Source organism: Flavihumibacter cheonanensis (genome assembly GCF_022352215.1).
In the GTDB taxonomy this organism is placed as follows: Bacteria; Bacteroidota; Bacteroidia; order Chitinophagales; family Chitinophagaceae; genus Flavihumibacter; species Flavihumibacter cheonanensis.
Genome location: NZ_JAKRWF010000001.1, coordinates 217,870 through 241,618 on the forward strand (window position 1 = coordinate 217,870; position 23,749 = coordinate 241,618).

Sequence of the window (23,749 nt, forward strand, 5' to 3'; positions counted from 1 at the left end):
TGCTGCAATTGAGCAATATTTCAACAGCGTGCAACCAATTAAGCTACTCGCCTGCCTGATCTTCGTTTATGCCTTTGGTTTAGGCTTGCTCTCCTGTGTTGATCCTTCTCCGGAACAGGAGCCCGTTAAAAAAGATTATATCAAAAAGATTGAAGGCGTGGATGAGCCGCTATCCCCCGAAGCAATACAAAAAGGAGAGGTGCTGATTGCTTATTCCGATTGTTACACCTGTCACCAAAAGGATAAAAGATCCAAAGGCCCTGCTTTCGAGTCTATCGCTGCACGATATCCCGCGAGCAAGGGGTATATCAGCCTCCTGGCCCTGAAAATCATCCAGGGTGGTTCAGGTGCCTGGGGCCATCCGGTTATGACACCACATCCGACGCTGACAGAAGATGATGCCAAACTGATGGCTACCTATATTCTTTCTTTAAAAACAGGGAACTAATGGGATAGGTCGGTATGATTTGGGGTATTGTTTCTACACCCCACCGCATATTCAGGCCGGCATGGTTCTTTTACGATGTAATACAAATGCTTGAAAAAGCGATTTGTTAACAATTAAACTTCATCATTATGGAAGCGTGGAAAGAAAAAATAGCAGGCAACTGGAATATTATTAAAGGTAAGATCAAACAGCAGTATGGAGACATGACTGACAACGACCTCACCTACGTAGAAGGTAAAGAAGATGAGTTGCTCGGTCGCATTCAAAAAGCCTCTGGTAAAACCAAAGAAGAGGTAAAGGAATGGATTGATAAATTATAATCAAACCGGTTACCCGTTTAAAATGGCCATCCCTGTGATGGCCATTTTTAATTATATTCAGGTTTGTTTTAATGTTATCAACCTGAATGCTATGATTCAAAAACTACTGTTAATCTGCTTTTGCGTAATACTTATCGCTTGTTCAAGTAATGCTCCTGTTGAGCAGGTAACTCCGGCAGCTGATTCTGCTGAGCTGGTTATAATGTCTGAATTACCCGCCACAGTAGTGCTCAAAAACTGGGAGGCCGGTGATCCTCAGCTGGCTGGTACCATTGCCAATTTGTACCAGGCCTGGGATTCCGATATCCCTACTGACATGGCCTCCTACCTGGCTGACAGTACTGTTTTTGATTGGCCCAATGGCGTACGGGTGAGCACCAATAAGGAAACAGTAGAAGCAGAATTGCACAAATGGCGCAACACGTATTCATCTACCACCAATACTCCTTTTTCTTTGATTTCACTGCACAATAAAGACCGCAACCAGGACTGGGTGATTGCCTGGGTTTGGAATAAATGGCAAACCAAAGACGGTAAAAAAGATTCCATGCTTGTCTGCGATAACTGGTTGTTGAAAAATGGCAAAGTTGTTTACCTGAACAGCTCCGAAAATCGCACTTCCAAATCCCTGTCAGGATTATTGAATACAGCTATTCCGGTTGAGGAGTAAAAATAATCAGTAGGTTTGCTTTCTTCAAACTGCATCCAGCATCACTCGCTTCTTATTTTTAAGTTGCTTAAAGTGAGATGGCGTTAATCCTGTTACCTTTTTGAACTGCGTGGAAAGATGGGCTACACTGCTGTAATGCATCTGATAGGCTATTTCTGTTAAATTAATCTGATCATAAACAAGTAATTCTTTTACCCGTTCAATTTTATGCGTGATCAGAAACTGCTCTATAGTTGTACCCTGCACTTCTGAAAATAGATTCGCCAGATAGGTATAATCATGATTTAACTTTTGATGCAGATATTCAGAAAACTTTATTGCCAAAGGTTCTTCAGAGTTGTGAACCAGATCTATAATAACATTCTTTATCTGCTCAATTAAAACACTTTTGCTGTCATCCATCAATTCCAGCCCAGCTTTCAATAGTGCTACCCTTAATTGATTTTGCTGTTCACAGGAAATATTTTCAATGATTTCAACCTCGCCTAGTTCCACCATACTAAAATGAATACCTAATTTGATTAGCTCCTGTTTTACGACCATTTTACACCTGGTGCAAACCATATTTTTAATATAGAGTTTCATTGGAAGAGAAGATTAATATAAACATGGTCTATCTAAATATAACCTTTTATACCCAGATTCATTTGACTCCTTCTGTAAAGTGTGAATTATATAACATATTTCTGAAGTTGTGTAACAGTTTGTCCGTTTATTTGTGTCAGCTTTGTGAAATGAAAAATATAAAACAACTAGTACTTTCCATTCTTGCTCTAACTTCAGCAGCAGTGATGAATGGACAAGCCACTGATGCATCTTTCATGATTGATAAGGTGAATCAGCATGCAGTAATGATTACGTTAAACCAGACAGAGGAAATGGCCAGCGATGCCCTGCAATTGAGACTCGAAAGGTCTGGATTAAAGAAGAAAATGAGAAGGGGAGTAGTTCGGTATAAGGAAGTAGTGCTTTCTGAAATCAGTCCGGAAAAAATTGATATCTATACTAAAATTGAAAAGGGGCAAAATAATAGCAGTGTAGTTTATATGGCTGTATCAACAGGGTACAATAATTTTGCTAATAGTACAGATGATACTCTGATCAATCAAAATGTCAAAGCGTATCTTGAATCATTGGTTATGTATACCAATTCCTTCTCTGATGATGTTGATATTTCCGCTCAGATCAAAGATTTAGGAAAGGAGGAAAAAGAACTTGAGAAATTAATGGAGGAGCAAAAAGACCTTCAAAAACAAAAGTTATCTGTCGAAAACAGACTTAGAGAATTGGATCAGGAAATCAGATTGAAAGGTGAACTGATCAGTAAAAATAAAGCAGCTCTGGAAGCAGCCAGGGTGAAGCGAAGTGATCCTAAAAATAAATAATATGCAACCCCCTTTCCTAAGTGCAGGAACAATTGTTTATGAGCACAATATGATAAATGAGCCTTTATTTGATTTATCTTCTGATGAAATCCCTTCACATGGTAAAGAGGGTAAAAGAAGTTTTGGAATAATTGATCTTTGGATCATGCGAAAGAAAAGACGTTCTTATAGAATGTACCGTAACAATTTTTATTGAGGAGAGTTAATTCAGTGAATATCAGATATGAAAAGTTTTTTTTAGACTCCTTCCTTTTTTCATTCTGAAATGCACAAAAAATAACACAATAACAACAGGAATCGTACAGGCTGCTACAAGTAAACTCCAATCAATATGAAAGATTCCTCTCAGGTAATAATATAATATCCCATCAATTAAAATACAAAGAATGGCTGCTCCAAGAAATACATACGCTATCAGATTGATACCTTTATATTTAGAATGGCGGATGATTTTAATTAAAATAGCAGCTAGAAAAGTGGCTGCAAAAATCAGCGGTATTCCAACTTTAATCGACCAGTTAATACCATCTGTTATTAAATCAAACAGAAAAAGTAAAATGATTGATAGCGTAAGACCACCTGCAAGTTGAAGTGTTGTTCGCTGCTGCCAGAAGGTAAACATCGAAATGTAAGAAAATACGGTAAGGCAGATTGCTGCCGGATATTCCGACCACGTAATATTGCTATTAAGAATACAATCAATTACAATAGCTGCTACAATGGAAGAAAGCAGTATAAGTGAGATGATCTCCCAGGTAAACTTCTTTTCCGGGGGACTCATTTTTTTTCCATAAACAATAAACTGTTTCCCAACTGTATCTGGAACCGACACAATACCTGAATTATCTACTGCTTGTCTGCATAATGGACAAACAGTCATCGTCTCTTCCAATTCAACCCCGCAGTTACGGCAAATGTTCATGTCATTTTAGTTTAGGTATACCTGGTTAGTTTTACCGCTATTCCCTGATTGGTTAAAAATGAAAGAAATTTTCGCTCCAGTTCTTTTGATACCGTTATGTTGCAAAATGTCAAATGCAATTTACCATTAAAACCTGCTGCAGCACAATTCACTTTTAGGATATCATTTGGAGGTGGTGGAATAAATATAAATTGTTGTATCAGGGAATTTATTTCTGTGCCTAAATCAATATTCCCCATATTGGTAACCACACCACTATATTGCTTCGTTCCCCGGGAATACAAAATGGATAGAAAAAGTGATTTAATAAATAAGGGAAGGGTTCTTACAATGGGATTTTTTTCTCCGCTTACATTTCTCGATATCATTTTACTGATTAGTTTCCTATCCGTTTCTAATCGAACCTGGTGAAAAACAATTTTCACTATTTCTTCAAAACTATAATGCCCAAGGTGCAGATCTATGCCTGGCATCACATAGAGTGAAAAGTTTCTCATGGTACGGGATGGGAAAATCCTGCGCAGATTTACCGGAACTTCAATACGAATTATCTTATTTGAGCGATGTTTTTTTAACGCAGATTGTTCTTCAAATAGTTCTTGCATAGAATGTAGATAAACGGCTACCAGGTAGTCTGTTATACTTACTTCATACTTTTTTGCATTTGCAGCAATACTTTTTACAGATAGCTCTGCTGTCAATATTTTAAGTCGGGGCCGATCATTTAACCTGAAGGGAAGATGAAATGCATTTGGCTGCCTTTGATTTATACTATCAATTTTTTTGAAATAACGATTATAGGCATCTTCATACTCCTCTTCCTTCGGAAGATCCTTCGGTTGGTGAAAGGGCAATTCCTGCGGAAGCTGAACCCCCGTCTTTTCGAGGTAGAGAAATAACAAGGTTTTTAGAAACTCCAATGCGCCAGTTCCATCCGTAAGAATATGCGAGAATTCTACGCTAATCCGATTAGCCTTTACCAATATTCTGAATAAGAGCTCCTGTTTTTCAAATGCGCGACAGGGTGTATCACTATCAGGAATTACTGTAAAAGGAAGATCAGCAGGTTCCAGGTAATACCAGAAAAATCCCGCTTTAAGGGTAACTTTATAATACGGAAACCGATTCTCCAGGCTTTGAATGGCTTCAATGAATTGTTTTGCTTTCACCCTCTCCTTCAGATCAACAGATATCCTGAAAACAGCGGTTAATTCCTGGCTTTTTACTGCCGGATATATTTTGGCTGCATTGTCAAGCCTTAACCAAAAATCGGTAAAGTCCTGCATTTCTTATTATTTGTGAGGGCAGTTGATTAACAGTTCATCGGGACAGATACCTGATTATAGTAGGTACCTTACGGAGCAATTAGGATAACAATCAAACAAATCAGGTGGCAAGTACCGAAAGTAAATTATTCAATTTTATGCTAAGAATGGTTGGCAGGAAAAAGTTTCTCAGTCAACGATTCGCTTCTGGCAGGTTTCAGTTATTCAACCGGTCTCACCCGCCGGAGTCATTGCTGGAAATTTGCAGTATCCGGCAATACCAGGTTAACAATCGAAATGTATTTGAATTAAGTCCAAAGTACGCAAAAGCCTCTGGCAGACATATTCTTTATTTTCATGGTGGTGCCTATATCAGCGGTTTCCTTTCTTTTCATTGGAAATTTCTGGCACGGCTGGTAGAAAAAACAGGCTGTACCATCACAGCTCCCGATTATCCATTGGCTCCGGCATATACCTACAAGGAATCCTTTGCAATGGCAGAATGGATTTACAATAAACTGCTCCATACGCATACCCCAAATGACTTGATATTAATGGGTGATTCTGCAGGTGGCGGGTTTGCGCTGGCAATTGCACAAAAACTTCAAATAGACCGCATTCCCCAACCTGATCAGATCATTTTGCTTTCACCCTGGTTAGATATAACGCTAAGCAATCCGCAACTCAATGAATATAAGGGTGTTGAACCTTTTTTAGGTATTGAAGGGCTTAGGACCGTCGGAAAGCAATATGCCGGAGATACACCTCCGGATCATTACCTGCTTAGTCCGGTTTATGGATCTTTTGAGGGATTGGCAACCATTTCAGTATTTATAGGCACCAATGATATTCTCCTGGCAGATGCCAGAAAACTGAAGACTCAATTAGATTCCCTGGGAATTGAATACAACTTCTTTGAATACGAAGAAATGCCACATGCCTGGATGTTTCTGAATTTCCCCGAATCGAAAAAAGCACTGCAACAAATACTGGAGCTTATTAAAAAAACACCCAATAATCATAGGCCAGGCTGACCGGCATCATAGCCAAATAGTAATATAGAAAGTAGTTTTCCAGAAAGATGGATTGGTTATGAAGTTATTTTTGTTGCTACTAGGCTGTTTGAGCCATCTTAGTTTTTACGGTCAAACTGCTAAGGAGATAGTTCAGGCAGCAGATGCTAAGATGCGGGGTACTACTTCCCAGGCTCAGATCACCATTCAAACCATCCGGCCCAGCTGGTCGCGCGAAATGACCGTTTCAACCTGGGTGAAGGGCAGGGATTTAGCTATGATCCTGGTTCTGTCACCTGTTAAAGACAAAGGCATTGTTTTCCTAAAAAGAAAAAAAGAAGTCTGGAACTGGCTGCCTGCCCTTGAAAAAATCATCAAACTGCCCCCTTCCATGATGAGCCAGTCGTGGATGGGTACCGATTTTACCAACGACGACCTGGTTAAGGAATCTTCCATAGTGGAGGATTACAACCACAGTATAGTGGGAGATACGGTCATTGATAAACACAGTTGTTACCTCATTCAAATGATACCGAAACCGGAAGCTGCTGTTGTTTGGGGTAAATTATTGGTTTGTATTGATAAAACCGATTACCTGGAATTGCATACCCGTTTTTATGACGAAGACGGAAGCCTGGTTAATGCCATGAATGCATCCGACATCAAACTAATGGATGGTCGGCTCATTCCAACCCGGTTTGAAATGCTGCCAATGGATAAACCCGGTCAAAAAACAATAATGATCTATAAAGTAATCCAGTATGACCGCAAGATAGACGACGCTTTTTTTACAACTGAAAAAATGAAAAAGCTTACACAGTAAACGATGTGGATTATCAAACTGGCATGGAAAAATTTGTGGCGCAACCGAAGCAGAACCCTGATCTCGGTGGCTGCTGTTTTTTTTGCTGTTCTACTTTCCACTATCGCAGAAAGTTTGAAACAAGGAGTATTTGAAAACCTGGTTAAAAACGTAGTGAGTTTTTACACAGGTTATATCCAGGTACATAAAATGGGATACCAACAGGAACAACTACTCGATAATAGTTTTGAAGAGGATAGCAGGGTAAAAGATGCCATACAATCAGCAACTAATATCCGGGTAATCGCCCCCCGACTGGAAGGCTTCGCACTTGCCTCTTCAGAGGCTCTTACTAAAGGTTGTCTCATTATTGGAGTTGACCCGGCATTTGAAAATGAGATTACTGGTTTAAGAGCCCGCCTTGTTACTGGCGTATTCCTTAACAACAGGGATACCGGTGTTATGCTTTCGGAGGGATTGGCAAAACGACTTAAAATTTCGCTGCAGGATACCGTTGTTTTAATTGGTCAGGGATACCATGGAGCAACTGCAGCAGGAAAATACCCGGTTAAAGGTTTACTCAGGTTTGGATCTCCCCAACTGAACGACAAATTACTCTACATGCCCCTGCCAGTTGCACAGGATTTTTTTAGTGCCCAACAGCTCATTACCTCTTATGTAGTTTCACTTCATACAGATAAAGAGCTCAACCAAACAGCAATGCAGGTTAGCAAACAAATCGGTGATCAATATGAAGTGATGACCTGGGAAGAATTACTGCCCGATATCAAACAACATATCCAGACCGATTCCAACAACATGAAAGTGGTACAGGGCGTATTGTATTTGCTCATCTTTTTTGGCATTTTCAGTACACTGCTCATGATGATGCTGGAAAGAAAGTTTGAAATGGGCATGCTGGTTGCCATCGGTATGAAAAAATCAAAATTGGTTCAACTCTTTTTAACGGAGTCTGTTTTGACTGTTTTAATTGGATGTATAGCAGGTTTAATTGCCAGCATCCCGCTGGTGTATTACCTGAAAAAATACCCCATCAAAATAGGTGGTGAAACAGCTAAAGCTTATGAGCGATTTGGTTTCGAAGCCATCTTTCCAACTTCTACCAGTTCCTCCATTTTTCTGAGCCAGGCACTGGCTGTTTTGATCATCGGACTTGTGTTATCACTTTATCCTGTTTATAAAGTCATCCGGCTTAACCCGGTAACTGCCATGAAAAAATAACTACCTATGATCTTCTTACTGGCATGGAGAAATAGCTGGCGTAACAAAGCAAGGAGCATTGTAATCATGCTTTCCGTTGCCATCGGTATTTTTGCCGGTATGGGAGTTCTTGCCTTGTATAAAGGCATGATGAAAAGCAGGATCAGAACCGTAATTGATTCAGAAGTGGGCCATCTACAGATTCAACATCCGGAATTTAAAAATGATTACCACCCTTCTTATGTGCTTCCTGATGGCAATCTTCTGCTAACCAGGGTTCGGTCCCTTCCCGAAGTAAAAATAGCTGCCCCCAGATCCATTGTGCAGGGTATGTTGGTGACTACCACCAGCAGCGCGGGTGTTCAGATCAATGGGGTAGTGCCTGAACTGGAATATGCCACTTCGCAGTTAAAGCAAAAGATTCAAACGGGAGAGGGGTTTCATCCTGAAAAGAAAAATGAAATCCTCATTGGTAAAAAACTGGCCGATAAAATGAAATTGAAACCAGGTTCAAAACTGGTTTTGACATTTTCTGACACAACAGACAACCTGGTATCTGCGGCCTTCCGGGTGGCCGGGATTTATCAGTCTGGCAATGCCCCGCTGGATGAATTCAATGTATATCTAACCATGCAAGCCCTGAATGAATTATTGCTTACCGGTGATTCCTTCCATCAGATTTCTATCCTGTTAAAAAACGATGAGATGCTCACCAAGGCAGGTGCGCAATTGCAGCAACTGAATCCCTCTCTGCTGGTTGAATCCTGGAAAGAATTGTCGCCGGAAACCGATCTCATGGTTAATACGGTTGATCAATATTCCTATATCATTATGTTGATCATATTGATTGCACTTGCTTTTGGTATCCTGAATACTATGCTGATGTCAGTGCTGGAACGTACCAGGGAAATCGGAATGATGGTAGCACTGGGTACTTCCAAAAGCAAGATTTTCTTACTTGTTTTTACCGAAACAATTTTCCTCACTATTGCAGGTACGCCGATTGGTTTGATGCTGTCCTGGCTGGTTATTCTTTATTTCCAAAAACATGGCCTCGATCTTTCTGGTATGGGGGAAGAGATGCTGGCCAGCTTTGGATTCGGCACCATGATTTATCCTTCTTTCCCTGGTGAAAAACTCTTCCCGATTCTGATGATGGTTATTGGTACGGCTGTTTTCTCCTGCCTGTTACCTGTAATAAAAGCGCTTCGGCTGAACCCGGTGGAAGCATTAAAACGATAAATGAACCACTATGCCTAAAACCGTTATTGATGCGCATACTATCAGCAAAGTGTATAACCCCGACACGATTCCGGTATACGCTGTCAACAATGTACATCTCCATTTGGAAGAAGGTGAATTTACCGCGCTTGTTGGTCCGTCTGGATCTGGTAAAACAACTGTCCTGAATATGATTGGCGGCCTGGATAAACCTACGGAAGGAAATATTTACATCAACGAGGTGGATATTACAAAGCTTTCCCAATCAGAGCTGATTAATTTCAGGTTGCATAATATCGGTTTTGTTTTTCAGTCCTTCAATCTTATTCCGGTTTTGAAGGCCAAAGAAAATGCGGAGTTTATCATGTTGTTACAGGGAGTCAAAAAGAAAGAACGCGAAGCCCGATTGCAGCAGTTGTTTAAAGAAATTGGCCTGGAAGATAAAATGGATGTCAGACCTGCGCAGCTATCAGGCGGCCAGCAACAACGGGTTGCAGTTGCAAGAGCACTTGCTACCAGGCCTCGTTTCATTTTGGCGGATGAACCCACCGCCAACCTGGATTCTGTTGCTGCTTCCAAACTGCTTGACCTGATGGAAAAACTAAATCGCGAAGAGTATATGACTTTTCTTTTTTCTACACACGACCAGCGGGTTATTGACAGAGCCCGAAGGGTGATCACGCTCGTAGATGGAAGGATTGCCTCCGATACCGCTGCTGTTTCAACTGAGTTTCCTCATGGATAGGATATGAAACATCAATTGCTCATAACATGTTTAGTATTGCCGTCTATGCTGTTGGCACAGGATACTGCCTCTCATAAATCAGTCTGGGCGTTTAATGGATATCTCAAAGATTTGCAATGGATCCGCTTGAATAAAGATTTTTCCAAACCTGTTGCTACCAATCTTGTTCACAACCGAATCAACCTGAAATGGAATAAAGCAGAACAATGGGCAGGGCGACTCGAAATCAGAAACCGCTTGTACTGGGGTGGGGATGTTCGGGAACAACCAGGCTTTAAAGAGCAGCTACGCAACCAGAGTGAGGCAGTAAATCTTTCTGTAAACTGGCTCGATACCCGGTCTGCTATCCTACATTCCAACCTGGAGCGATGTTGGATCGAATTTAAAAAGCCAAAATGGAATGTAAGGGCTGGCAGGCAACGCATCAATTGGGGCATAACCAATACCTGGTCGCCCAATGATATTTTTAACAGTTACAACTTCCTTGATTTTGATTACGAAGAACGTCCGGGTAGCGATGCTATTAAAACACAATACCTCCTCAATGAGTTGTCCCACCTTGAACTCGCGGTAGCGGGTACCCGAAATAAACCCATAATAGCCGCCAATTATTTTACCAACTACCGGCAATACGATTTGCAGGCCAATTCCGGATTTTACCAGGGAAATTTTACAGCCGGACTTGGATGGGCGGGTAATATCAAAGAAGCCGGTTTTAAAGGAGAGGCACAGTTTCATGGCAGTAAGAAAGACGGACTTTCCAATTTACTGGTAGTGCTGGAAGGAGATTATATGTTTAAAAATGGCTGGTATGTATCAACCACTTTTTTATTCAACGATAAAGGCTGGGATAGCCCCCTTGATAGCCTGAACACATTGGTATTTCAGGTATCTCCCCGCAACCTGATGCCCACCAAATGGAATTTCCTGGTCAATACCTCGAAAGAAATTACGCCAATTTTAAGTGGAAGTATGAGTGTGGTGTATGCGCCCGGTACCAATCTGCTGATTCTGTTTCCCACGCTTCGGTACAATGTGCAAACCAACCTCGATCTGGATTTTGTCTGGCAATCTTTTTTTGCATCCTCCAGTGGCTTTGAGGCCCTCTCGCATATTGGTTTTCTACGGGCGAAGTGGAGTTTTTAATGGCTCCTTTTATAGGAATTTATTGCAATAAACACAAAACTGCCGATAGCATAACAAACAACATCCAGGCTATCAGCTGTGAAACGGTTGCTTAGTTTCGGAAAAAGTAATTCCGCTATCAAGGAAGTCAGTATAAAATATCCGATAATATGAAGTAGTGGTAAACGGTAGTAAGCATCCTTAAGTAGCAACCTGCGCTCCCATACAACCAGTTGCAGGATGATGGGCATACATACCAGGGGATCTGCATAATTATCCACCATTTTAACCGGTACATGGAAACAATTTTCCAATATCTGGTGCAGGATAAAAATGAACAGACAGCTGCCGAATAGAACAGACTCTTTTTGCATTTCAAAAAGCAGCTATAAAAACAAAGAATAAGATTACCAGAACCACCGGTGAAAGCAATAACATAAGCAGCAGAACAGGCAGCTTGATTATAAATACCAGTATCTGAACCAGGATGGGTTGTTCTTTATCAGGCTTCATCCAGGTTACGGCCTTATTTAACAATTTCCGGATGCCCGATTTTATTTCTTCCAGGAAGCTTTCGTCCTTGTCCGGTATTGGCATTTGATCCATGAGTCAAACTTACCACTATCAGCCGACCCATCAACTCAAAACGAAAAAGCACCTCATTTGAGGTGCTTTTTGCGGACCGGACGGGACTCGAACCCGCGACCTCCGCCGTGACAGGGCGGCATTCTAACCAACTGAACTACCGATCCTTCCAACAACCTGAAACTCTGCGATTTAGATCCCGTTGTTTCAAATTGGGATGGCAAAGATAAAGGGATTTCCCAATTCAAAACAAAACTTTTCCTAAAAATTTTTCAACCCTTAATTTTACACCACAACTGATAGTATGCCAGAGAATAAAAACCGACAGTTTTTAGATTTTGAAAAACCTATTAAAGACCTTTTTGATGAAATCGAGAAGCAAAAGATTTCATCCGAAAAAACGAAAATTGATAATTCCGATTACATAAAGAAACTGGAAGATCAGGTGCTGGAAACCCGCCGGCAGATCACTGAAAACCTGACCAGCTGGCAAAAGGTTCAGCTCAGCAGGCACCCTGACCGTCCGTATACCCTGAAGTATATCCAGAAGATGACCACCAATTTCGTGGAGCTTCATGGTGATCGAAATGTAAAGGATGACAAAGCCATGGTTGGCGGATTTGCCCAACTGGATGGTGAAACCGTAATGTTTATAGGTCAACAAAAAGGGATCAATACCAAAATGCGCCAGCTCCGGAATTTCGGTATGGCCAACCCTGAGGGCTATCGCAAAGCACTTAGACTCATGCGCCTCGCCGAAAAATTCAATAAACCAATTGTTACACTCATAGATACCCCAGGTGCGTATCCCGGACTGGAAGCTGAAGAACGCGGACAGGGAGAAGCCATCGCACGTAATATCTATGAAATGATGCGTCTCAAAGTTCCTGTGATCTGCGTAGTTATTGGTGAAGGTGCATCAGGTGGAGCCCTCGGAATAGGAGTAGGTGATCGAGTGTTCATGTTGCAGAACTCCTGGTACACTGTTATCTCTCCGGAAAACTGTTCCTCCATTCTTTGGAGAAGCTGGGCGCAAAAGGAAAAAGCAGCAGAGGAACTGAAACTTACTCCAGATCATATGGTCAGCTTTGGCCTGGTAGATGGCATCGTACCAGAACCTATAGGCGGTGCTCACTGGGATTATAATGAGGCCGCGGCCAATCTTAAAAAAGTGCTGATTGAAACCTTGAAGGATATTAAACAGGTGCCCGCAGAAGAGCGGGTGCGTTTGCGCATCGAGAAGTACAGTAAAATGGGCTTCTGGGATGAATTGCCGGTTTAATTATTCCTCATCAATCAACTTTTTACTTTTTAAAAATGAATCTTAGACAATCTCTCCGTGGTACCGGTGTAGCTATCGTAACTCCTTTTACAGCTACCGGTGAAGTCGACTATACAGCACTTGAAAACCTGATCAATTATCAGTTAGGTAATGGTGTGAATTATATTGTAACCCTGGGCACTACCGGGGAAACGCCCACGCTCAGCAAGGAAGAAAAAAAGGAAATCATCCTCTTCACGTATGAGAAAGTTGCCGGTCGCGCTCCTATAGTAGTAGGAGTAGGTGGTAACAACACACAGGAACTCGTGAAAGACCTCGCCAGCTTACCGCTTGAAAAAGCAGCTGCCGTTCTGAGTGCCTGCCCTTATTACAACAAACCTTCCCAGGAAGGAATTTTCCAACACTATAAAGTGCTGGCGGCAGCATCTCCCAAGCCGGTGATCCTGTACAATGTTCCTGGAAGAACGGGTCGCAATATGGAAGCCTCCACCACGCTTCGCCTGGCGCATGAAGTTCCCAATATTGCAGGTATCAAAGAAGCCGCGAACAACCTGCCACAGTGCATGCATATCTTGAAAAATCGTCCGGATCATTTCCTGGTTTGCAGTGGAGATGACGATCTCGTAATGCCTCAACTTTCCCTTGGAATGGATGGTGTGATCAGTGTGATCGCAAACACTCTTCCAAAAAAGTTTACTGAGATGGTGAATGCAGGATTGGCCTTTGATTTTAGCAAAGCAAAAAGCATCAACGACCAGTTGCTGGAAGCCTACTACCTGCTGTTTGCGGAAAACAATCCTGCTGGCGTGAAAGCCTTTTTGGCGGAGCAGGGATTGATCACTAATACCCTGCGGTTGCCACTTGTTCCACTCAGCGCTGATTTGCAGCAAAAAGTGGCAGCTTATTTAAAACAATTGTCCTGATGCTTAGAGCCGGACTGGCACTAGTGCTACTCCTGTACTTTTCAGTTGCGGATGCCCAGTTTTCTACTGCTAGTTCGCAGGTTCAGATAATGGATTCGAGCTTCCCGATCAAGTCCCTTGGTCGGGAACGCCGGATCTGGATCTATTTGCCCTCCGACTATGCGAGCTCCGGCAAATATTACCCGGTGCTGTACATGCACGATGCCCAAAATCTATTTGATGCAGCTACATCCTTTGCTGGTGAGTGGGGGGTAGATGAAGAACTGGACCGGATGAAGTTCCCGATGATTGTAGTTGGCATTGATAATGGCGGGATGAAACGCATGAATGAATACAATCCCGAAAATCATGAGCGTTTTGGAAAAGGGGAGGGAAGGGCCTACCTGGAATTCCTGGTGAAAGAACTCAAACCTTATATTGATCGTCGGTATCGAACCAAAAAACAGGCAAAGTATACCGGCATCGCTGGATCTTCAATGGGTGGATTGATATCCTATTATGCAGGCATCTGGTATCCCAAAAGCTTTGGAAAAATCGGGGTATTGTCACCTTCCTTCTGGATTGCTCCCAATCTGCAACAACTCACTGCAGAAAGCATTCATCCCCGCAGGCACAAACATCAATTCTATTATTTCTATGCCGGGGCAAAAGAATCCAAAACCATGGTATCTGATATGGAAGCGATGATCAGCATTCTGCAGAAAGCTGTTCCTTCTTCTCAAATCACTAAGCGCGTTTCTCCCATCGGCGAACATAATGAAGCTGCCTGGAGAAGCGAACTGCCTCATTTTCTTAGGTTTAACCTAAGAAAATGAATTAGGAAGTGAGAATTATGAATTATGAATTGTCTTTCTGTAAGTAGCGAATACTAGTGATCTAATGTTCTCCATTAATGCTTGACCTACATACCCCAATTCCTAATTCACAATTCATACTTCATAATTCTGTAAGTCGTTCCTTCCAATGCCAGCTGCGTATTCTCAAACACCTCCCTGGCTTCGTCTTCGAATTGCTGGAGCTTTTCGTATTTGGAACTGAAATGTCCTATTAACAGGCGACCGACCCTGGCTTTGCTGGCGATAGTAGCAGCTTCATGCGTGGTGCAATGAAATCGCTTTGCAGCTCTCTCGGCCAGGTCTTTCAGGTAAGTTGTTTCATGGTAAAGCAGATCTACCCCTTTTACTGCATCAATCAAACTTTCATTGTAGCAGGTATCTGCTGAATACGCATAGGAACGAGGAGCAGGAGCAGGGTCCGTAACCCATTCATTTAATACAATTGCTCCTGTTTTGGTGCGATAATCCTCCCCCCATTTCAGGCGGTCATAAAAGATGGCTGGCACTTCATGCTGGATTGCTTTCTCGGGATTTACCTTTCGCGGCGCTTTCACCTGGTCGAACCGAAATCCCCAACAGGGAATGCGATGGCTGGTTGAAAAGGCTGTCACCCGAAATTTATCATTCTCCACTAACACCCCTGATTCCAATGGATGAAAATGCAGCGGATAGGGTAACAAGGTATCGGCTACTTTCAATTGAAGGTTGATTATCGTCAATAAATCAGCCGGCGCATATAAATGCAAATCCAGTTCTCTACCCAATAACCCCATGCTGGTGAGAAGGCCAATCAGCCCGAAATAATGATCCCCATGCAGGTGTGAAATGAAAATGTGCTGAATCTTGCTGCGGCGGATTTTGTATTTGGCCATTTGCATCTGGGTCCCTTCCCCACAATCAACCAGGAACAGGTGTTCATCCAGAGTCACAATCTGCGCTGTGGGATGCCGGTCAAATGCAGGAAGGGCAGAGTTATTGCCCAAAATGGTAACAGCCATCATAGGTTAATCGTTGTTGAATAAAGGTTCTCCGTCATCCAGTAATTCCCGTTCAATTTCTTCCATCTGCACAATATCCCAGGCTTCCGATTCCGTAGGAGTAGGACTCAAAATCTCCAGCAATTGCTGCTCATCAAGATAGTTTTCCACCTGTGGTTGTAATTCGCAGATCACAAAAGAAGCATTGTTTTCATAATAGGCTTGTTGTATCTTGACCAGAATTTCAGCAATAGGAAGTTCTATCGCCTCAACAGGATTAAGATTCAATACCAGGTTTTTAACGTCATTTTGCAGGTATCCAACCAAACTTACCTCCAGTTCTGCTGTCATATTAGCAGTCAATTTTGGTTCCAGGACGGTAATGGCATGAAATTTCTCCTTGGTATCAATTTTGACCTGCATATAGTCTGAAATTTAGTGTTGATTTTAACGTTATTTCGATAGCGGTGAAGCAAACCTAAACTCAAAAATATTCGTTATTATTGTATAACACACAACTACTTATAAAATGGACAACAATTTTTCAGCCCAGGTAAAGGAGATCATCTCGTTCAGCAGGGAGGAGGCGTTGAGGTTGGGTAATGATTTTATCGGTACGGAGCACTTGCTGCTTGGGCTGATAAGAGAAGGTGACAACACCGCTGTCCGTATTCTGAAGAGTTTTAATGTGGATCTGTATGAACTGCGAAAGGAAGTGGAACTGGCAGTGAAGGATAAAACAGGAAAGAATATAGCCAATATCAATAGTTTGCCTCTCACCAAGCAGGCAGAGAAAGTGATTCGGGTTACTGTTTTGGAAGCAAAAGCATTGAAGAGCCCGACTGTTGAAACAGAACACCTCATGCTTTCTATTCTCAAGAACAAAGAAAATATCGCTACCCAAATCTTAAATCAGTTTGACGTGGACTACGATTTATTCCGAAATGAACTCGGCGTTGTTAAGAGCAACGATGTGAGAAGTGAATATCCGGATGAGAATGAAGATGATTTTGATGAAGAGAAAAAATACAGCCAGCAAAAATCCAAACAGGCAGGCGCCACCAAAAGCAAAACGCCGGTATTGGATAATTTCGGTCGCGATATCACCCGACTGGCTGAATCCGGTTCTTTAGATCCTATCGTTGGTCGCGAAGAAGAAATCGAAAGAGTATCTCAGATTCTGAGTCGCCGTAAAAAGAACAACCCCATCCTCATCGGTGAACCAGGTGTTGGTAAAACCGCTATCGTGGAAGGACTTGCATTGCGCATTGTACAGCGAAAAGTATCTCGTGTGCTGTTTGATAAACGCGTGATTTCGCTCGATCTTGCTGCACTGGTTGCAGGTACCAAGTACCGCGGACAGTTTGAAGAGCGCATGAAAGCCATCATGAATGAGCTGGAGAAAAACCGCGATGTGATTCTCTTTATCGATGAGATTCATACCATCGTTGGTGCGGGTGGAGCAAGTGGCTCACTGGATGCTTCCAACATCTTCAAGCCAGCCCTCGCACGTGGTGAATTGCAGTGCATTGGTGCATCTACGCTGGATGAATACAGAATGTATATCGAAAAAGATGGTGCACTTGATCGTCGATTCCAGAAAGTAATGGTTGATCCTCCAAGTGTGGATGAAACCATCATGATCCTTAACAATATCAAATCCAAATACGAAGAATATCACAATGTGAATTATTCGGATGATGCGATTGATGCCTGTGTGAAGCTGAGTGATCGGTATATGACAGATCGCCTGCTGCCAGACAAAGCCATCGACGTATTGGATGAAGTAGGAGCAAGAGTACACTTGAAAAATATCAATGTGCCGGAAGAGATCCTGGAACTGGAACGGAAGATTGAAGATGTGAAGAATGAAAAGAACCGGGTCGTAAAAAGCCAGAAGTTTGAAGAAGCTGCTTCCCTTCGGGATACCGAAAAACGCTTGCAGGAAGAACTCGAAAGAGCCAAGGCGCAGTGGGAAGAAGAAAGCAAACACAAACGTTATCCCATTAGCGAAGAAGATATTGCTGAAGTGGTGAGCATGATGACCGGCATTCCCGTGAAGCGTATGGTGCAGGCAGAAAGTGAGAAGCTGAAGAAAATGTCGGATGATATGCGGGGTATGGTTATCGGTCAGGATGAAGCCATTCAGAAAGTAGTGAAAGCCATCCAGCGGAACCGGGTAGGATTGAAAGATCCCAAGAAACCAGTGGGTACTTTTATCTTCCTGGGACCAACCGGTGTTGGTAAAACAGAACTCGCACGTTCTCTTGCCCGCTACATGTTTGACAGTGAAGATGCGCTGATCCGTATTGATATGAGTGAATACATGGAAAAATTCACCATTAGCCGTCTGATTGGAGCACCTCCGGGTTATGTAGGTTATGAAGAAGGCGGACAGCTAACAGAAAAAGTACGTCGTAAGCCGTATTCCGTAATCCTGCTGGATGAAATTGAAAAAGCACACCCGGATATTTACAATATCCTGCTGCAGGTGCTGGATGATGGCCAGCTGACAGACGGACTCGGCCGAAAGGTAGATTTCAAAAACTGTATGATCATTATGACCTCCAATATTGGTGTTCGCCAGTTGAAAGATTTTGGTGATGGAGTTGGGTTTGCAACAGCCGCCCGATCTGCCAGTTCGGAGGAAAACAACAAGGCAGTGATTGAGAAAGCGCTGAAGCGGACCTTTTCACCTGAGTTTTTAAACCGTATTGATGATGTGATCATTTTTAATTCACTTGAAAAAGAACATATTTTCCAAATCATTGATATCCTGTTGAAAGGTGTGCTCAAGCGACTGAACAACCTCGGCTTCACACTCGAGTTGACAGAAGAAGCAAAAAACTTCATCGCTATAAAAGGATATGATATTCAGTTTGGTGCGAGACCTCTCCACCGGGCATTACAGAAATACCTGGAAGATCCATTGGCAGAGGAGATACTCAATATGACTATCAAACAGGGTGATGTGTTGATCGCTGACCTGGATAAGGAGAATAATAAAATCTTCTTTACCCTGAGCGAATCTGCTCCTAAAAAAGAGAAATCAGCATCCTAAGATTCTAAGTAAATTCTAATACAAGGCTACCCGAAATGGTAGCCTTTTTTTGTATTTTAAGGAACATGACCAAGCACCTGAAAAAAGAAGAAAAGCCATTTTATTTCAAAGTATTAACTGTGGGTTGTCTCCTGCTGCTGCTGGCCAACTGGATACTTGCCATTGTTACGTATCCTTCTCTGCCGGCTACCATTCCTTCTCATTTCAATGCCAGGGGAGAAGTTGATGGATACAGTTCCCGTGCAACTTTATTCCTATTGCCTGCAGTTGCTACTTTTTCCTTGTTGATTCTGTTAATGGTGGGACCTTTGAAATCTAAGTTTAATAACCTATCTACAACGGTATATTCTGTTCCATTGCAACCCATGACCGAAGCGCGCTTATTAAAAGTGATTGCATTCCTTACGGCTATATTATTTTTGGTAATTGAAACGTTGCTCATTCAGTCCGCTAAAACCGGTCAATCCCCCAGCCATTTTTATTGGGTCTTTATCCTCGCCGGCATCCTCGTCATCTACCCCTTCGTCGAAATGGCCCTCGATAAAAAAAGGAAACCCTGATCTTTCACCTTTCACTTTTCACCCTCTCACTTCTCACCTTTCACCTTTCACCTTATCTTCGCTCCATGGCTGTCAAAAAGAAAATCATCATCACCATTGACGGATGGAGCAGTTGTGGCAAGAGTACCGTTGCCAAACAACTGGCGAAAGAACTAAACTATGTTTATATTGATAGCGGTGCCATGTACCGTGCTATCACCTTATATTTTTTACGTAACCATATCGACTGGCCAAACACAGAAGAAGTAAAGGAAGCACTAACTAACATCCAGCTCGATTTTCGGTACAATGACCATAGTCAGCAATCAGAGATTTTTCTGAATGATGAAAATGTGGAATATGTAATCCGGGATCTTGTAGTAGCTGAAAAAGTTAGTGAGATTGCTGCTATCCGCGAGGTACGTGAGTTTGCTGTGAAACAGCAGCAGTCAATGGGTAAGAAGAAAGGCATTGTAATGGATGGCAGGGATATTGGAACGGTGGTATTTCCAAATGCCGAATTAAAAATCTTCATGACGGCCGACAATGCGGTTCGGGTAGAACGCCGGTTTAAAGAGTTGTATGAGAAGAATCCGAATGTTACCATAGAGGAAGTAAAAAACAACCTGGAGATGCGTGATTATATTGATAGCAATCGCGAAGTCAGTCCGCTTCGCCAGGCTGAAGATGCCCTGGTGCTGGATAATTCCAAACTAACCATGCCGGAGCAATTAGCCATCGCACTCAACTGGGTAAAGGAACGCCTGCCTGCCTGATTTCCTGGCTTCCTGCAACTTTTCCCGATCTCGTAAATGCATTTCCTCATCGCGTAAACAAGCGCGTATTCTGCAGGATAAATTTGCGCCTTATAAAATATAAGGACGAAGATGAGGCAAATAGTATTGGTAATAGTATTGACTTTCAGTGTTTTGGGTTCAATCGCCCAAAACGGCACGGCAATTTTAAAAGGGAAAATCACCACAGCAGATAAAAAGCCCGGCGAAGGTGTGACGGTGGTTTTACAACCCATCAACCGTACAGTGCTTGCGGACAACGGAGGAAATTATAACTTTTCAGGTCTCGAGGCTGGAGAATATACCCTTCTGGTAAGCCTTGTTAGCTATGAAGATATTACCCGCACAATTGAGCTAGCTGCCGGGGAAACCAAAACAGAAGACATCCAACTCAATCTTTCCAACCGCGAATTGAATGAAGTGGTGGTTATTGGGAATAAAAACAGTTTTAAAACCAACCGGGTTTCCAATTCCCTGAGGCTGGGCAGCAGTCTGCTGGAAACGCCGCAGAATATCCAGGTAGTTACTTCCAAACTCATCAACGACCAGCAGATCTTTGATATGCTCGAAGGCGTTACACGTAATGTGAGTGGGGCCTCAAGAGTGGAGCACTGGGACAACTATGCGCGTATAACCATGCGCGGTAGTAATGTTGGAGCTTTCAGAAATGGAATGAATGTATCCACTACCTGGGGGCCCTTAACTGAAGATATCAGCATGGTGGAACGTATTGAATTTGTAAAAGGTCCGGCTGGTTTCATGTTATCAAACGGAGATCCTGCAGGTTTCTATAATGTAGTTACCAAAAAACCAAGCGGTCGTAACAAAGGTGAAGTAACCATGAGCCTGGGAAGTTTTGACCTGTATCGTGCAACTGCTGATATAGATGGAAAATTGACGGAGAATGGCAAACTGTTATATCGTATTAATGTTATGGGACAACTCAAAGGCTCTCATCGCCAGTTCGATTTTAATAATCGCTATAGCATCGTTCCAGTGCTGAAGTATCTGATTGATGATCGCACTTCTGTAACATTGGAATATACTCACCAGTTCTCGGAAGTAAATCTGATTGGTTCCAATTACCTCTTTTCCAAAAGAGGTTATGCAGATCAGCCCAGAACCATGACCTTGGCGGAATCCAGGATGCCTGCAACCAGAATGCTGGATAGAAGTCTGCTTGCCATCTTTGATCACAAATTGAATGAGAACTGGAAATTAACCGCACAGGCTGCATATTTCAATTATAACCAGGAAGGCGCTTCTCTATGGGCGGCTGGATTTGACCCCAATAACGATAGCTTATTGCAACGTTCTATGAGTAGCTGGGATGTTTTGGGTACCAGCAAAATGGGGCAGTTATTCCTGAATGGGGAAGAGCAGACCGGTGCAATCAGTCATAAGTTCCTGGTAGGACTGGATATGAGTAATAAAGAGTATTTCCACGACTGGAATCAATATGCGATGCTGGGACTTCCTACGTTTAACGTGTATAAACCAGTATACGGACAGGGCGCCATTCTGCAGGTAGATCGCAGTAAAGATATCCGTGAAAGAGGAGTTCGTTATTATAATGGGTATACCGGATTTTATGTTCAGGATGAAATGGGTTTCCTCGAAGATAAACTGCGGTTGACCCTGGCCGGTAGAATCACACAATTAAAAACCGGAGATGTTTATTCCGGTGATTTTAAACGCAGCAAGTTTACACCGAGAGTAGGGTTGAGTTATTCTATCGATGCCAATACAGCTGCTTATGCACTAGTTGACCAATCCTTCATGGAAAACTATGGAGTAGATGAAACCGGTCGTGTTTTTGATCCGGTGACTGGAACCAATATGGAACTCGGTATTAAGAGAGACTGGATGAATGGGAAATGGAACTCTGCAGTTACAGTGTATCAAATCAAACGCGATAATGTACTGGCGGCCGATCCAAACAAACCTAATCCTGCAGGAGGATTTTTCAATACAGAAACGAGGCAGGAAACAAAAGGGGTGGAGGTGGATATCAAAGGTCAACTACTGAAGGGACTGGATGTGATTATCAACTATGCTTTCACGGAAGCAAAAGTGGTAGATCATCCAAATAAAGCAGCCATCGGCACGCAGGTAGCTGGTTCAAGTCGCCATATTCAAAACGCCTGGCTGAACTACCGCCTGGATCGTGGAAAATTAGCCGGATTTGGTGTGTCGCTGGGGTATCAATACCAGGCAAAAAGATCCCCCTGGTTTGTGTTTGATGGTACGGAAAACAGTTTGCCGGATTATTTCAGAATGGATGGAAGCCTTTCTTACCAGCGCAAGAATATTGGATTTAATCTGGTCGTAAATAATATTTTGAACAAATACCTGTATTCCGGTGCTCCGTATGCCAATTTCTTCTATTGGCAGGCAGAGCCGGGAACCAATGTGCGATTCTCGGTTGGGTATAAATTTTAATGCGAAATCCAGTTGTCATGACCTTCAAAAAAATTATAGGTAAACTGCATCTTTGGCTGGGATTGATATCCGGTGTTTTGGTTGTTTTTCTTGGTATCACAGGCTGTTTGCTTGCTTTTGAAAAGGAAATCAGAAACCTTACGGAGTCTTATCAGTTTGTTGAAAAACAGGATAAACCTTACTTGCCTCCTTCACAATTAAAAGCTATTGCACTAAAGCACCTGGATGGACGTCCTGTTGTGGGATTGGAATATGGGAGTCCGGGTAAAGCAGCTTTTGCTGCTTATTATGATACCGTGGCCTATACCATAGTTGCAATGAATCCGTATACCGGGGAAGTGCTGAAGGTGAAAGACATGACAAAAGATTTCTTTCGCATTGTATTGAAAGGACATTTTTATCTGTGGTTACCCCCAGCAATCGGCAGGCCTATTGTCGGTTCAGCGACATTGGTGTTTTTAATCATGTTGATCAGCGGCATCGTATTATGGTGGCCAAAAAACAAGGCTGCTATCAAACAACGCTTTTCCATCAAGTGGAATGCGAAATGGAGAAGAGTGAATTACGATCTGCACAATGTATTGGGTTTTTACATGAGCTGGATTGGGATTTTCCTCGCAATAACCGGACTTGTTTGGGCCTTTGATTGGTTTGCAGATGCAACTTACTATACGACCTCTGGTGGTAAAAAAAGACCACCCCATGAGCATCCGGTTTCCAATCCAAAAATTCCGGGGAATACAGACCAGGTGGCTGACGAGTTATGGGCGGCGCATTTAGCCAATATGAGTGAAAAAGAAAGTATCACGGTGTTTTATCCGGTTACAGAAACTGATCCGTTGGAAATGGGTGTCAATCACCGGCCTGGCACTTACTACAAAATAGATTATTATCACTACGACCGATACAGTGGTGAAGAATTACCTGCTACGGGTTCTTATGCCGGGGGCTTTGATGAAGCTGGTTTGGCTGATAAACTGGTACGTATGAATTATGATATCCATGTTGGAGCGATCTTAGGTTTACCTGGTAAATTCCTCGCTTTCTTTGGCAGTCTGATTGCAGCATCACTCCCTGTAACTGGATTTCTGTTATGGAGAGGCAGAAGAAAAAAGAAAGCTAAATCTCAGGTGGCACTAGGCAAAGTAATTTTGCAACCTGTTTTGTGAAAAT

Annotated in this window: 26 protein-coding genes and 1 tRNA gene; 19 read left to right on the forward strand and 8 right to left on the reverse strand. The window is 42.5% G+C overall.

The window, feature by feature from the left end; translation table 11 throughout:
* The first annotated feature begins 28 nt into the window (after window positions 1–28).
* The 3 genes from MD536_RS00925 to MD536_RS00935 all read left to right on the forward strand — a co-directional run bounded on the left by MD536_RS00925 (window position 29) and on the right by MD536_RS00935 (window position 1,438).
* On the forward strand, window positions 29–448 hold the full coding sequence (locus MD536_RS00925; RefSeq protein WP_239594833.1) for a c-type cytochrome: 420 nt from the start codon (window positions 29–31) through the stop codon (window positions 446–448).
* 128 nt (window positions 449–576) lie between these two features.
* Window positions 577–768 (forward strand): CsbD family protein, encoded by a 192-nt coding sequence (locus MD536_RS00930; protein WP_234865427.1) that lies wholly within the window; start codon window positions 577–579, stop codon window positions 766–768.
* Between the two features lie 22 nt (window positions 769–790).
* Window positions 791–1,438 (forward strand): nuclear transport factor 2 family protein, encoded by a 648-nt coding sequence (locus MD536_RS00935; protein WP_239594835.1) that lies wholly within the window; start codon window positions 791–793, stop codon window positions 1,436–1,438.
* A gap of 24 nt (window positions 1,439–1,462) precedes the next feature.
* Here the strand turns inward: MD536_RS00935 and MD536_RS00940 are convergent, their stop codons facing one another.
* On the reverse strand, window positions 1,463–2,023 hold the full coding sequence (locus tag MD536_RS00940) for a helix-turn-helix domain-containing protein (RefSeq protein WP_234865434.1): 561 nt from the start codon (window positions 2,021–2,023) through the stop codon (window positions 1,463–1,465).
* 149 nt (window positions 2,024–2,172) lie between these two features.
* On the opposite strand from MD536_RS00940, the gene MD536_RS00945 reads away from it, so the two are divergent.
* Together MD536_RS00945 and MD536_RS00950 are read left to right on the forward strand one after the other, a co-directional pair.
* Complete coding sequence (locus MD536_RS00945; RefSeq protein WP_239594836.1) at window positions 2,173–2,823, forward strand: hypothetical protein; 651 nt, start codon at window positions 2,173–2,175, stop codon at window positions 2,821–2,823.
* A 1-nt stretch (window position 2,824) separates the two neighbouring features.
* Complete coding sequence (locus MD536_RS00950; RefSeq protein WP_239594838.1) at window positions 2,825–3,019, forward strand: hypothetical protein; 195 nt, start codon at window positions 2,825–2,827, stop codon at window positions 3,017–3,019.
* 21 nt (window positions 3,020–3,040) lie between these two features.
* On the opposite strand, the gene MD536_RS00955 is transcribed toward MD536_RS00950, so the two are convergent.
* Window positions 3,041–3,745: a DUF6320 domain-containing protein gene (locus MD536_RS00955; RefSeq protein ID WP_239594840.1), complete on the reverse strand. Its 705-nt coding sequence runs from the start codon at window positions 3,743–3,745 to the stop codon at window positions 3,041–3,043.
* An 11-nt stretch (window positions 3,746–3,756) separates the two neighbouring features.
* Complete coding sequence (locus tag MD536_RS00960) at window positions 3,757–5,031, reverse strand: hypothetical protein (RefSeq protein ID WP_239594842.1); 1,275 nt, start codon at window positions 5,029–5,031, stop codon at window positions 3,757–3,759.
* A 137-nt stretch (window positions 5,032–5,168) separates the two neighbouring features.
* Between MD536_RS00960 and MD536_RS00965 the strand changes: the two genes are divergently transcribed.
* Genes MD536_RS00965 through MD536_RS00990 form a run of 6 tightly spaced genes read left to right on the forward strand, consistent with a single transcriptional unit; the run spans window position 5,169 to window position 11,158 of the window.
* Window positions 5,169–6,044, forward strand: coding sequence for an alpha/beta hydrolase (locus MD536_RS00965; protein WP_239594844.1), 876 nt, complete (start codon window positions 5,169–5,171; stop codon window positions 6,042–6,044).
* Between the two features lie 58 nt (window positions 6,045–6,102).
* Window positions 6,103–6,846: an outer membrane lipoprotein-sorting protein gene (locus MD536_RS00970; RefSeq protein ID WP_239594846.1), complete on the forward strand. Its 744-nt coding sequence runs from the start codon at window positions 6,103–6,105 to the stop codon at window positions 6,844–6,846.
* A gap of 3 nt (window positions 6,847–6,849) precedes the next feature.
* A complete protein-coding gene (locus tag MD536_RS00975; protein WP_239594848.1) occupies window positions 6,850–8,067 on the forward strand; it encodes an ABC transporter permease in 1,218 nt (405 codons plus the stop codon).
* Between the two features lie 6 nt (window positions 8,068–8,073).
* Complete coding sequence (locus MD536_RS00980) at window positions 8,074–9,288, forward strand: ABC transporter permease (protein ID WP_239594850.1); 1,215 nt, start codon at window positions 8,074–8,076, stop codon at window positions 9,286–9,288.
* A gap of 10 nt (window positions 9,289–9,298) precedes the next feature.
* Window positions 9,299–10,012, forward strand: coding sequence for an ABC transporter ATP-binding protein (locus MD536_RS00985; RefSeq protein WP_239594852.1), 714 nt, complete (start codon window positions 9,299–9,301; stop codon window positions 10,010–10,012).
* Window positions 10,013–10,057: 45 nt separating this feature from the next.
* On the forward strand, window positions 10,058–11,158 hold the full coding sequence (locus MD536_RS00990) for a hypothetical protein (RefSeq protein ID WP_239594853.1): 1,101 nt from the start codon (window positions 10,058–10,060) through the stop codon (window positions 11,156–11,158).
* On the opposite strand, the gene MD536_RS00995 is transcribed toward MD536_RS00990, so the two are convergent.
* The 3 genes from MD536_RS00995 to MD536_RS01005 all read right to left on the reverse strand — a co-directional run bounded on the left by MD536_RS00995 (window position 11,155) and on the right by MD536_RS01005 (window position 11,889).
* Complete coding sequence (locus MD536_RS00995; protein ID WP_239594855.1) at window positions 11,155–11,511, reverse strand: hypothetical protein; 357 nt, start codon at window positions 11,509–11,511, stop codon at window positions 11,155–11,157. The genes MD536_RS00990 and MD536_RS00995 overlap by 4 nt on opposite strands.
* Before the next feature lies 1 nt (window position 11,512).
* Complete coding sequence (locus tag MD536_RS01000; RefSeq protein WP_239594857.1) at window positions 11,513–11,743, reverse strand: hypothetical protein; 231 nt, start codon at window positions 11,741–11,743, stop codon at window positions 11,513–11,515.
* A 72-nt stretch (window positions 11,744–11,815) separates the two neighbouring features.
* Window positions 11,816–11,889, reverse strand: a tRNA-Asp gene (locus tag MD536_RS01005).
* Between the two features lie 137 nt (window positions 11,890–12,026).
* On the opposite strand from MD536_RS01005, the gene MD536_RS01010 reads away from it, so the two are divergent.
* From MD536_RS01010 to MD536_RS01020, 3 genes are read left to right on the forward strand one after another with little or no spacing between them, the layout of a single operon-like run.
* Window positions 12,027–13,004, forward strand: a complete 978-nt coding sequence (locus MD536_RS01010; protein WP_239594858.1) for an acetyl-CoA carboxylase carboxyltransferase subunit alpha — start codon at window positions 12,027–12,029, stop codon at window positions 13,002–13,004.
* 35 nt (window positions 13,005–13,039) lie between these two features.
* The gene (dapA, locus tag MD536_RS01015) at window positions 13,040–13,927 is read left to right on the forward strand and encodes a 4-hydroxy-tetrahydrodipicolinate synthase (RefSeq protein WP_239594860.1); all 888 of its coding nucleotides are present in this window, start codon (window positions 13,040–13,042) and stop codon (window positions 13,925–13,927) included.
* Window positions 13,927–14,742: an alpha/beta hydrolase gene (locus MD536_RS01020; protein ID WP_239594862.1), complete on the forward strand. Its 816-nt coding sequence runs from the start codon at window positions 13,927–13,929 to the stop codon at window positions 14,740–14,742. The genes dapA and MD536_RS01020 overlap by 1 nt, the downstream gene beginning before the upstream one ends.
* Before the next feature lie 107 nt (window positions 14,743–14,849).
* Here MD536_RS01020 and MD536_RS01025 read toward each other — a convergent pair whose 3' ends face one another.
* Together MD536_RS01025 and MD536_RS01030 are read right to left on the reverse strand one after the other, a co-directional pair.
* Window positions 14,850–15,761, reverse strand: coding sequence for a ribonuclease Z (locus MD536_RS01025; protein ID WP_239594865.1), 912 nt, complete (start codon window positions 15,759–15,761; stop codon window positions 14,850–14,852).
* Between the two features lie 6 nt (window positions 15,762–15,767).
* Window positions 15,768–16,163, reverse strand: a complete 396-nt coding sequence (locus MD536_RS01030) for an STAS domain-containing protein (protein WP_239594867.1) — start codon at window positions 16,161–16,163, stop codon at window positions 15,768–15,770.
* 106 nt (window positions 16,164–16,269) lie between these two features.
* Between MD536_RS01030 and MD536_RS01035 the strand changes: the two genes are divergently transcribed.
* The 5 genes from MD536_RS01035 to MD536_RS01055 all read left to right on the forward strand — a co-directional run bounded on the left by MD536_RS01035 (window position 16,270) and on the right by MD536_RS01055 (window position 23,745).
* Entirely contained in the window at window positions 16,270–18,801 is a 2,532-nt protein-coding gene (locus MD536_RS01035; RefSeq protein ID WP_239594869.1) for an ATP-dependent Clp protease ATP-binding subunit, read from the forward strand.
* 65 nt (window positions 18,802–18,866) lie between these two features.
* Window positions 18,867–19,361 carry a DUF1648 domain-containing protein gene (locus MD536_RS01040; RefSeq protein ID WP_239594871.1) on the forward strand — a complete coding sequence of 165 codons (495 nt, stop codon included), beginning with the start codon at window positions 18,867–18,869 and terminating at the stop codon, window positions 19,359–19,361.
* A 65-nt stretch (window positions 19,362–19,426) separates the two neighbouring features.
* A complete protein-coding gene (gene cmk / locus MD536_RS01045; protein WP_239594873.1) occupies window positions 19,427–20,116 on the forward strand; it encodes a (d)CMP kinase in 690 nt (229 codons plus the stop codon).
* Between the two features lie 111 nt (window positions 20,117–20,227).
* Window positions 20,228–22,576 carry a TonB-dependent receptor gene (locus MD536_RS01050; RefSeq protein WP_239594875.1) on the forward strand — a complete coding sequence of 783 codons (2,349 nt, stop codon included), beginning with the start codon at window positions 20,228–20,230 and terminating at the stop codon, window positions 22,574–22,576.
* Window positions 22,577–22,593: 17 nt separating this feature from the next.
* Complete coding sequence (locus MD536_RS01055; RefSeq protein WP_239594877.1) at window positions 22,594–23,745, forward strand: PepSY-associated TM helix domain-containing protein; 1,152 nt, start codon at window positions 22,594–22,596, stop codon at window positions 23,743–23,745.
* The last annotated feature ends 4 nt before the right edge of the window (window positions 23,746–23,749 follow it).

Excerpts from the sequence above, each read along its gene's own strand:
- MD536_RS01000 (WP_239594857.1), bottom strand. The coding sequence starts at position 11,743 with ATGGATCAAATGCCAATACCGGACAAGGACGAAAGCTTCCTGGAAGAA.
- MD536_RS01050 (WP_239594875.1), top strand. The coding sequence starts at position 20,228 with ATGAGGCAAATAGTATTGGTAATAGTATTGACTTTCAGTGTTTTGGGT.
- MD536_RS00930 (WP_234865427.1), top strand. The coding sequence starts at position 577 with ATGGAAGCGTGGAAAGAAAAAATAGCAGGCAACTGGAATATTATTAAA.
- cmk (WP_239594873.1), top strand. The coding sequence starts at position 19,427 with ATGGCTGTCAAAAAGAAAATCATCATCACCATTGACGGATGGAGCAGT.
- MD536_RS00950 (WP_239594838.1), top strand. The coding sequence starts at position 2,825 with ATGCAACCCCCTTTCCTAAGTGCAGGAACAATTGTTTATGAGCACAAT.
- MD536_RS00955 (WP_239594840.1), bottom strand. The coding sequence starts at position 3,745 with ATGAACATTTGCCGTAACTGCGGGGTTGAATTGGAAGAGACGATGACT.
- MD536_RS00980 (WP_239594850.1), top strand. The coding sequence starts at position 8,074 with ATGATCTTCTTACTGGCATGGAGAAATAGCTGGCGTAACAAAGCAAGG.
- MD536_RS00970 (WP_239594846.1), top strand. The coding sequence starts at position 6,103 with ATGAAGTTATTTTTGTTGCTACTAGGCTGTTTGAGCCATCTTAGTTTT.
- MD536_RS00975 (WP_239594848.1), top strand. The coding sequence starts at position 6,850 with ATGTGGATTATCAAACTGGCATGGAAAAATTTGTGGCGCAACCGAAGC.
- MD536_RS01040 (WP_239594871.1), top strand. The coding sequence starts at position 18,867 with ATGACCAAGCACCTGAAAAAAGAAGAAAAGCCATTTTATTTCAAAGTA.
- MD536_RS01055 (WP_239594877.1), top strand. The coding sequence starts at position 22,594 with ATGACCTTCAAAAAAATTATAGGTAAACTGCATCTTTGGCTGGGATTG.
- MD536_RS01010 (WP_239594858.1), top strand. The coding sequence starts at position 12,027 with ATGCCAGAGAATAAAAACCGACAGTTTTTAGATTTTGAAAAACCTATT.
- MD536_RS01025 (WP_239594865.1), bottom strand. The coding sequence starts at position 15,761 with ATGGCTGTTACCATTTTGGGCAATAACTCTGCCCTTCCTGCATTTGAC.
- MD536_RS00960 (WP_239594842.1), bottom strand. The coding sequence starts at position 5,031 with ATGCAGGACTTTACCGATTTTTGGTTAAGGCTTGACAATGCAGCCAAA.
- MD536_RS00935 (WP_239594835.1), top strand. The coding sequence starts at position 791 with ATGGCCATCCCTGTGATGGCCATTTTTAATTATATTCAGGTTTGTTTT.
- MD536_RS00995 (WP_239594855.1), bottom strand. The coding sequence starts at position 11,511 with ATGCAAAAAGAGTCTGTTCTATTCGGCAGCTGTCTGTTCATTTTTATC.
- MD536_RS00945 (WP_239594836.1), top strand. The coding sequence starts at position 2,173 with ATGAAAAATATAAAACAACTAGTACTTTCCATTCTTGCTCTAACTTCA.
- MD536_RS00990 (WP_239594853.1), top strand. The coding sequence starts at position 10,058 with ATGCTGTTGGCACAGGATACTGCCTCTCATAAATCAGTCTGGGCGTTT.
- MD536_RS00965 (WP_239594844.1), top strand. The coding sequence starts at position 5,169 with ATGCTAAGAATGGTTGGCAGGAAAAAGTTTCTCAGTCAACGATTCGCT.
- MD536_RS01030 (WP_239594867.1), bottom strand. The coding sequence starts at position 16,163 with ATGCAGGTCAAAATTGATACCAAGGAGAAATTTCATGCCATTACCGTC.
- MD536_RS01035 (WP_239594869.1), top strand. The coding sequence starts at position 16,270 with ATGGACAACAATTTTTCAGCCCAGGTAAAGGAGATCATCTCGTTCAGC.
- dapA (WP_239594860.1), top strand. The coding sequence starts at position 13,040 with ATGAATCTTAGACAATCTCTCCGTGGTACCGGTGTAGCTATCGTAACT.
- MD536_RS01020 (WP_239594862.1), top strand. The coding sequence starts at position 13,927 with ATGCTTAGAGCCGGACTGGCACTAGTGCTACTCCTGTACTTTTCAGTT.
- MD536_RS00985 (WP_239594852.1), top strand. The coding sequence starts at position 9,299 with ATGCCTAAAACCGTTATTGATGCGCATACTATCAGCAAAGTGTATAAC.
- MD536_RS00940 (WP_234865434.1), bottom strand. The coding sequence starts at position 2,023 with ATGAAACTCTATATTAAAAATATGGTTTGCACCAGGTGTAAAATGGTC.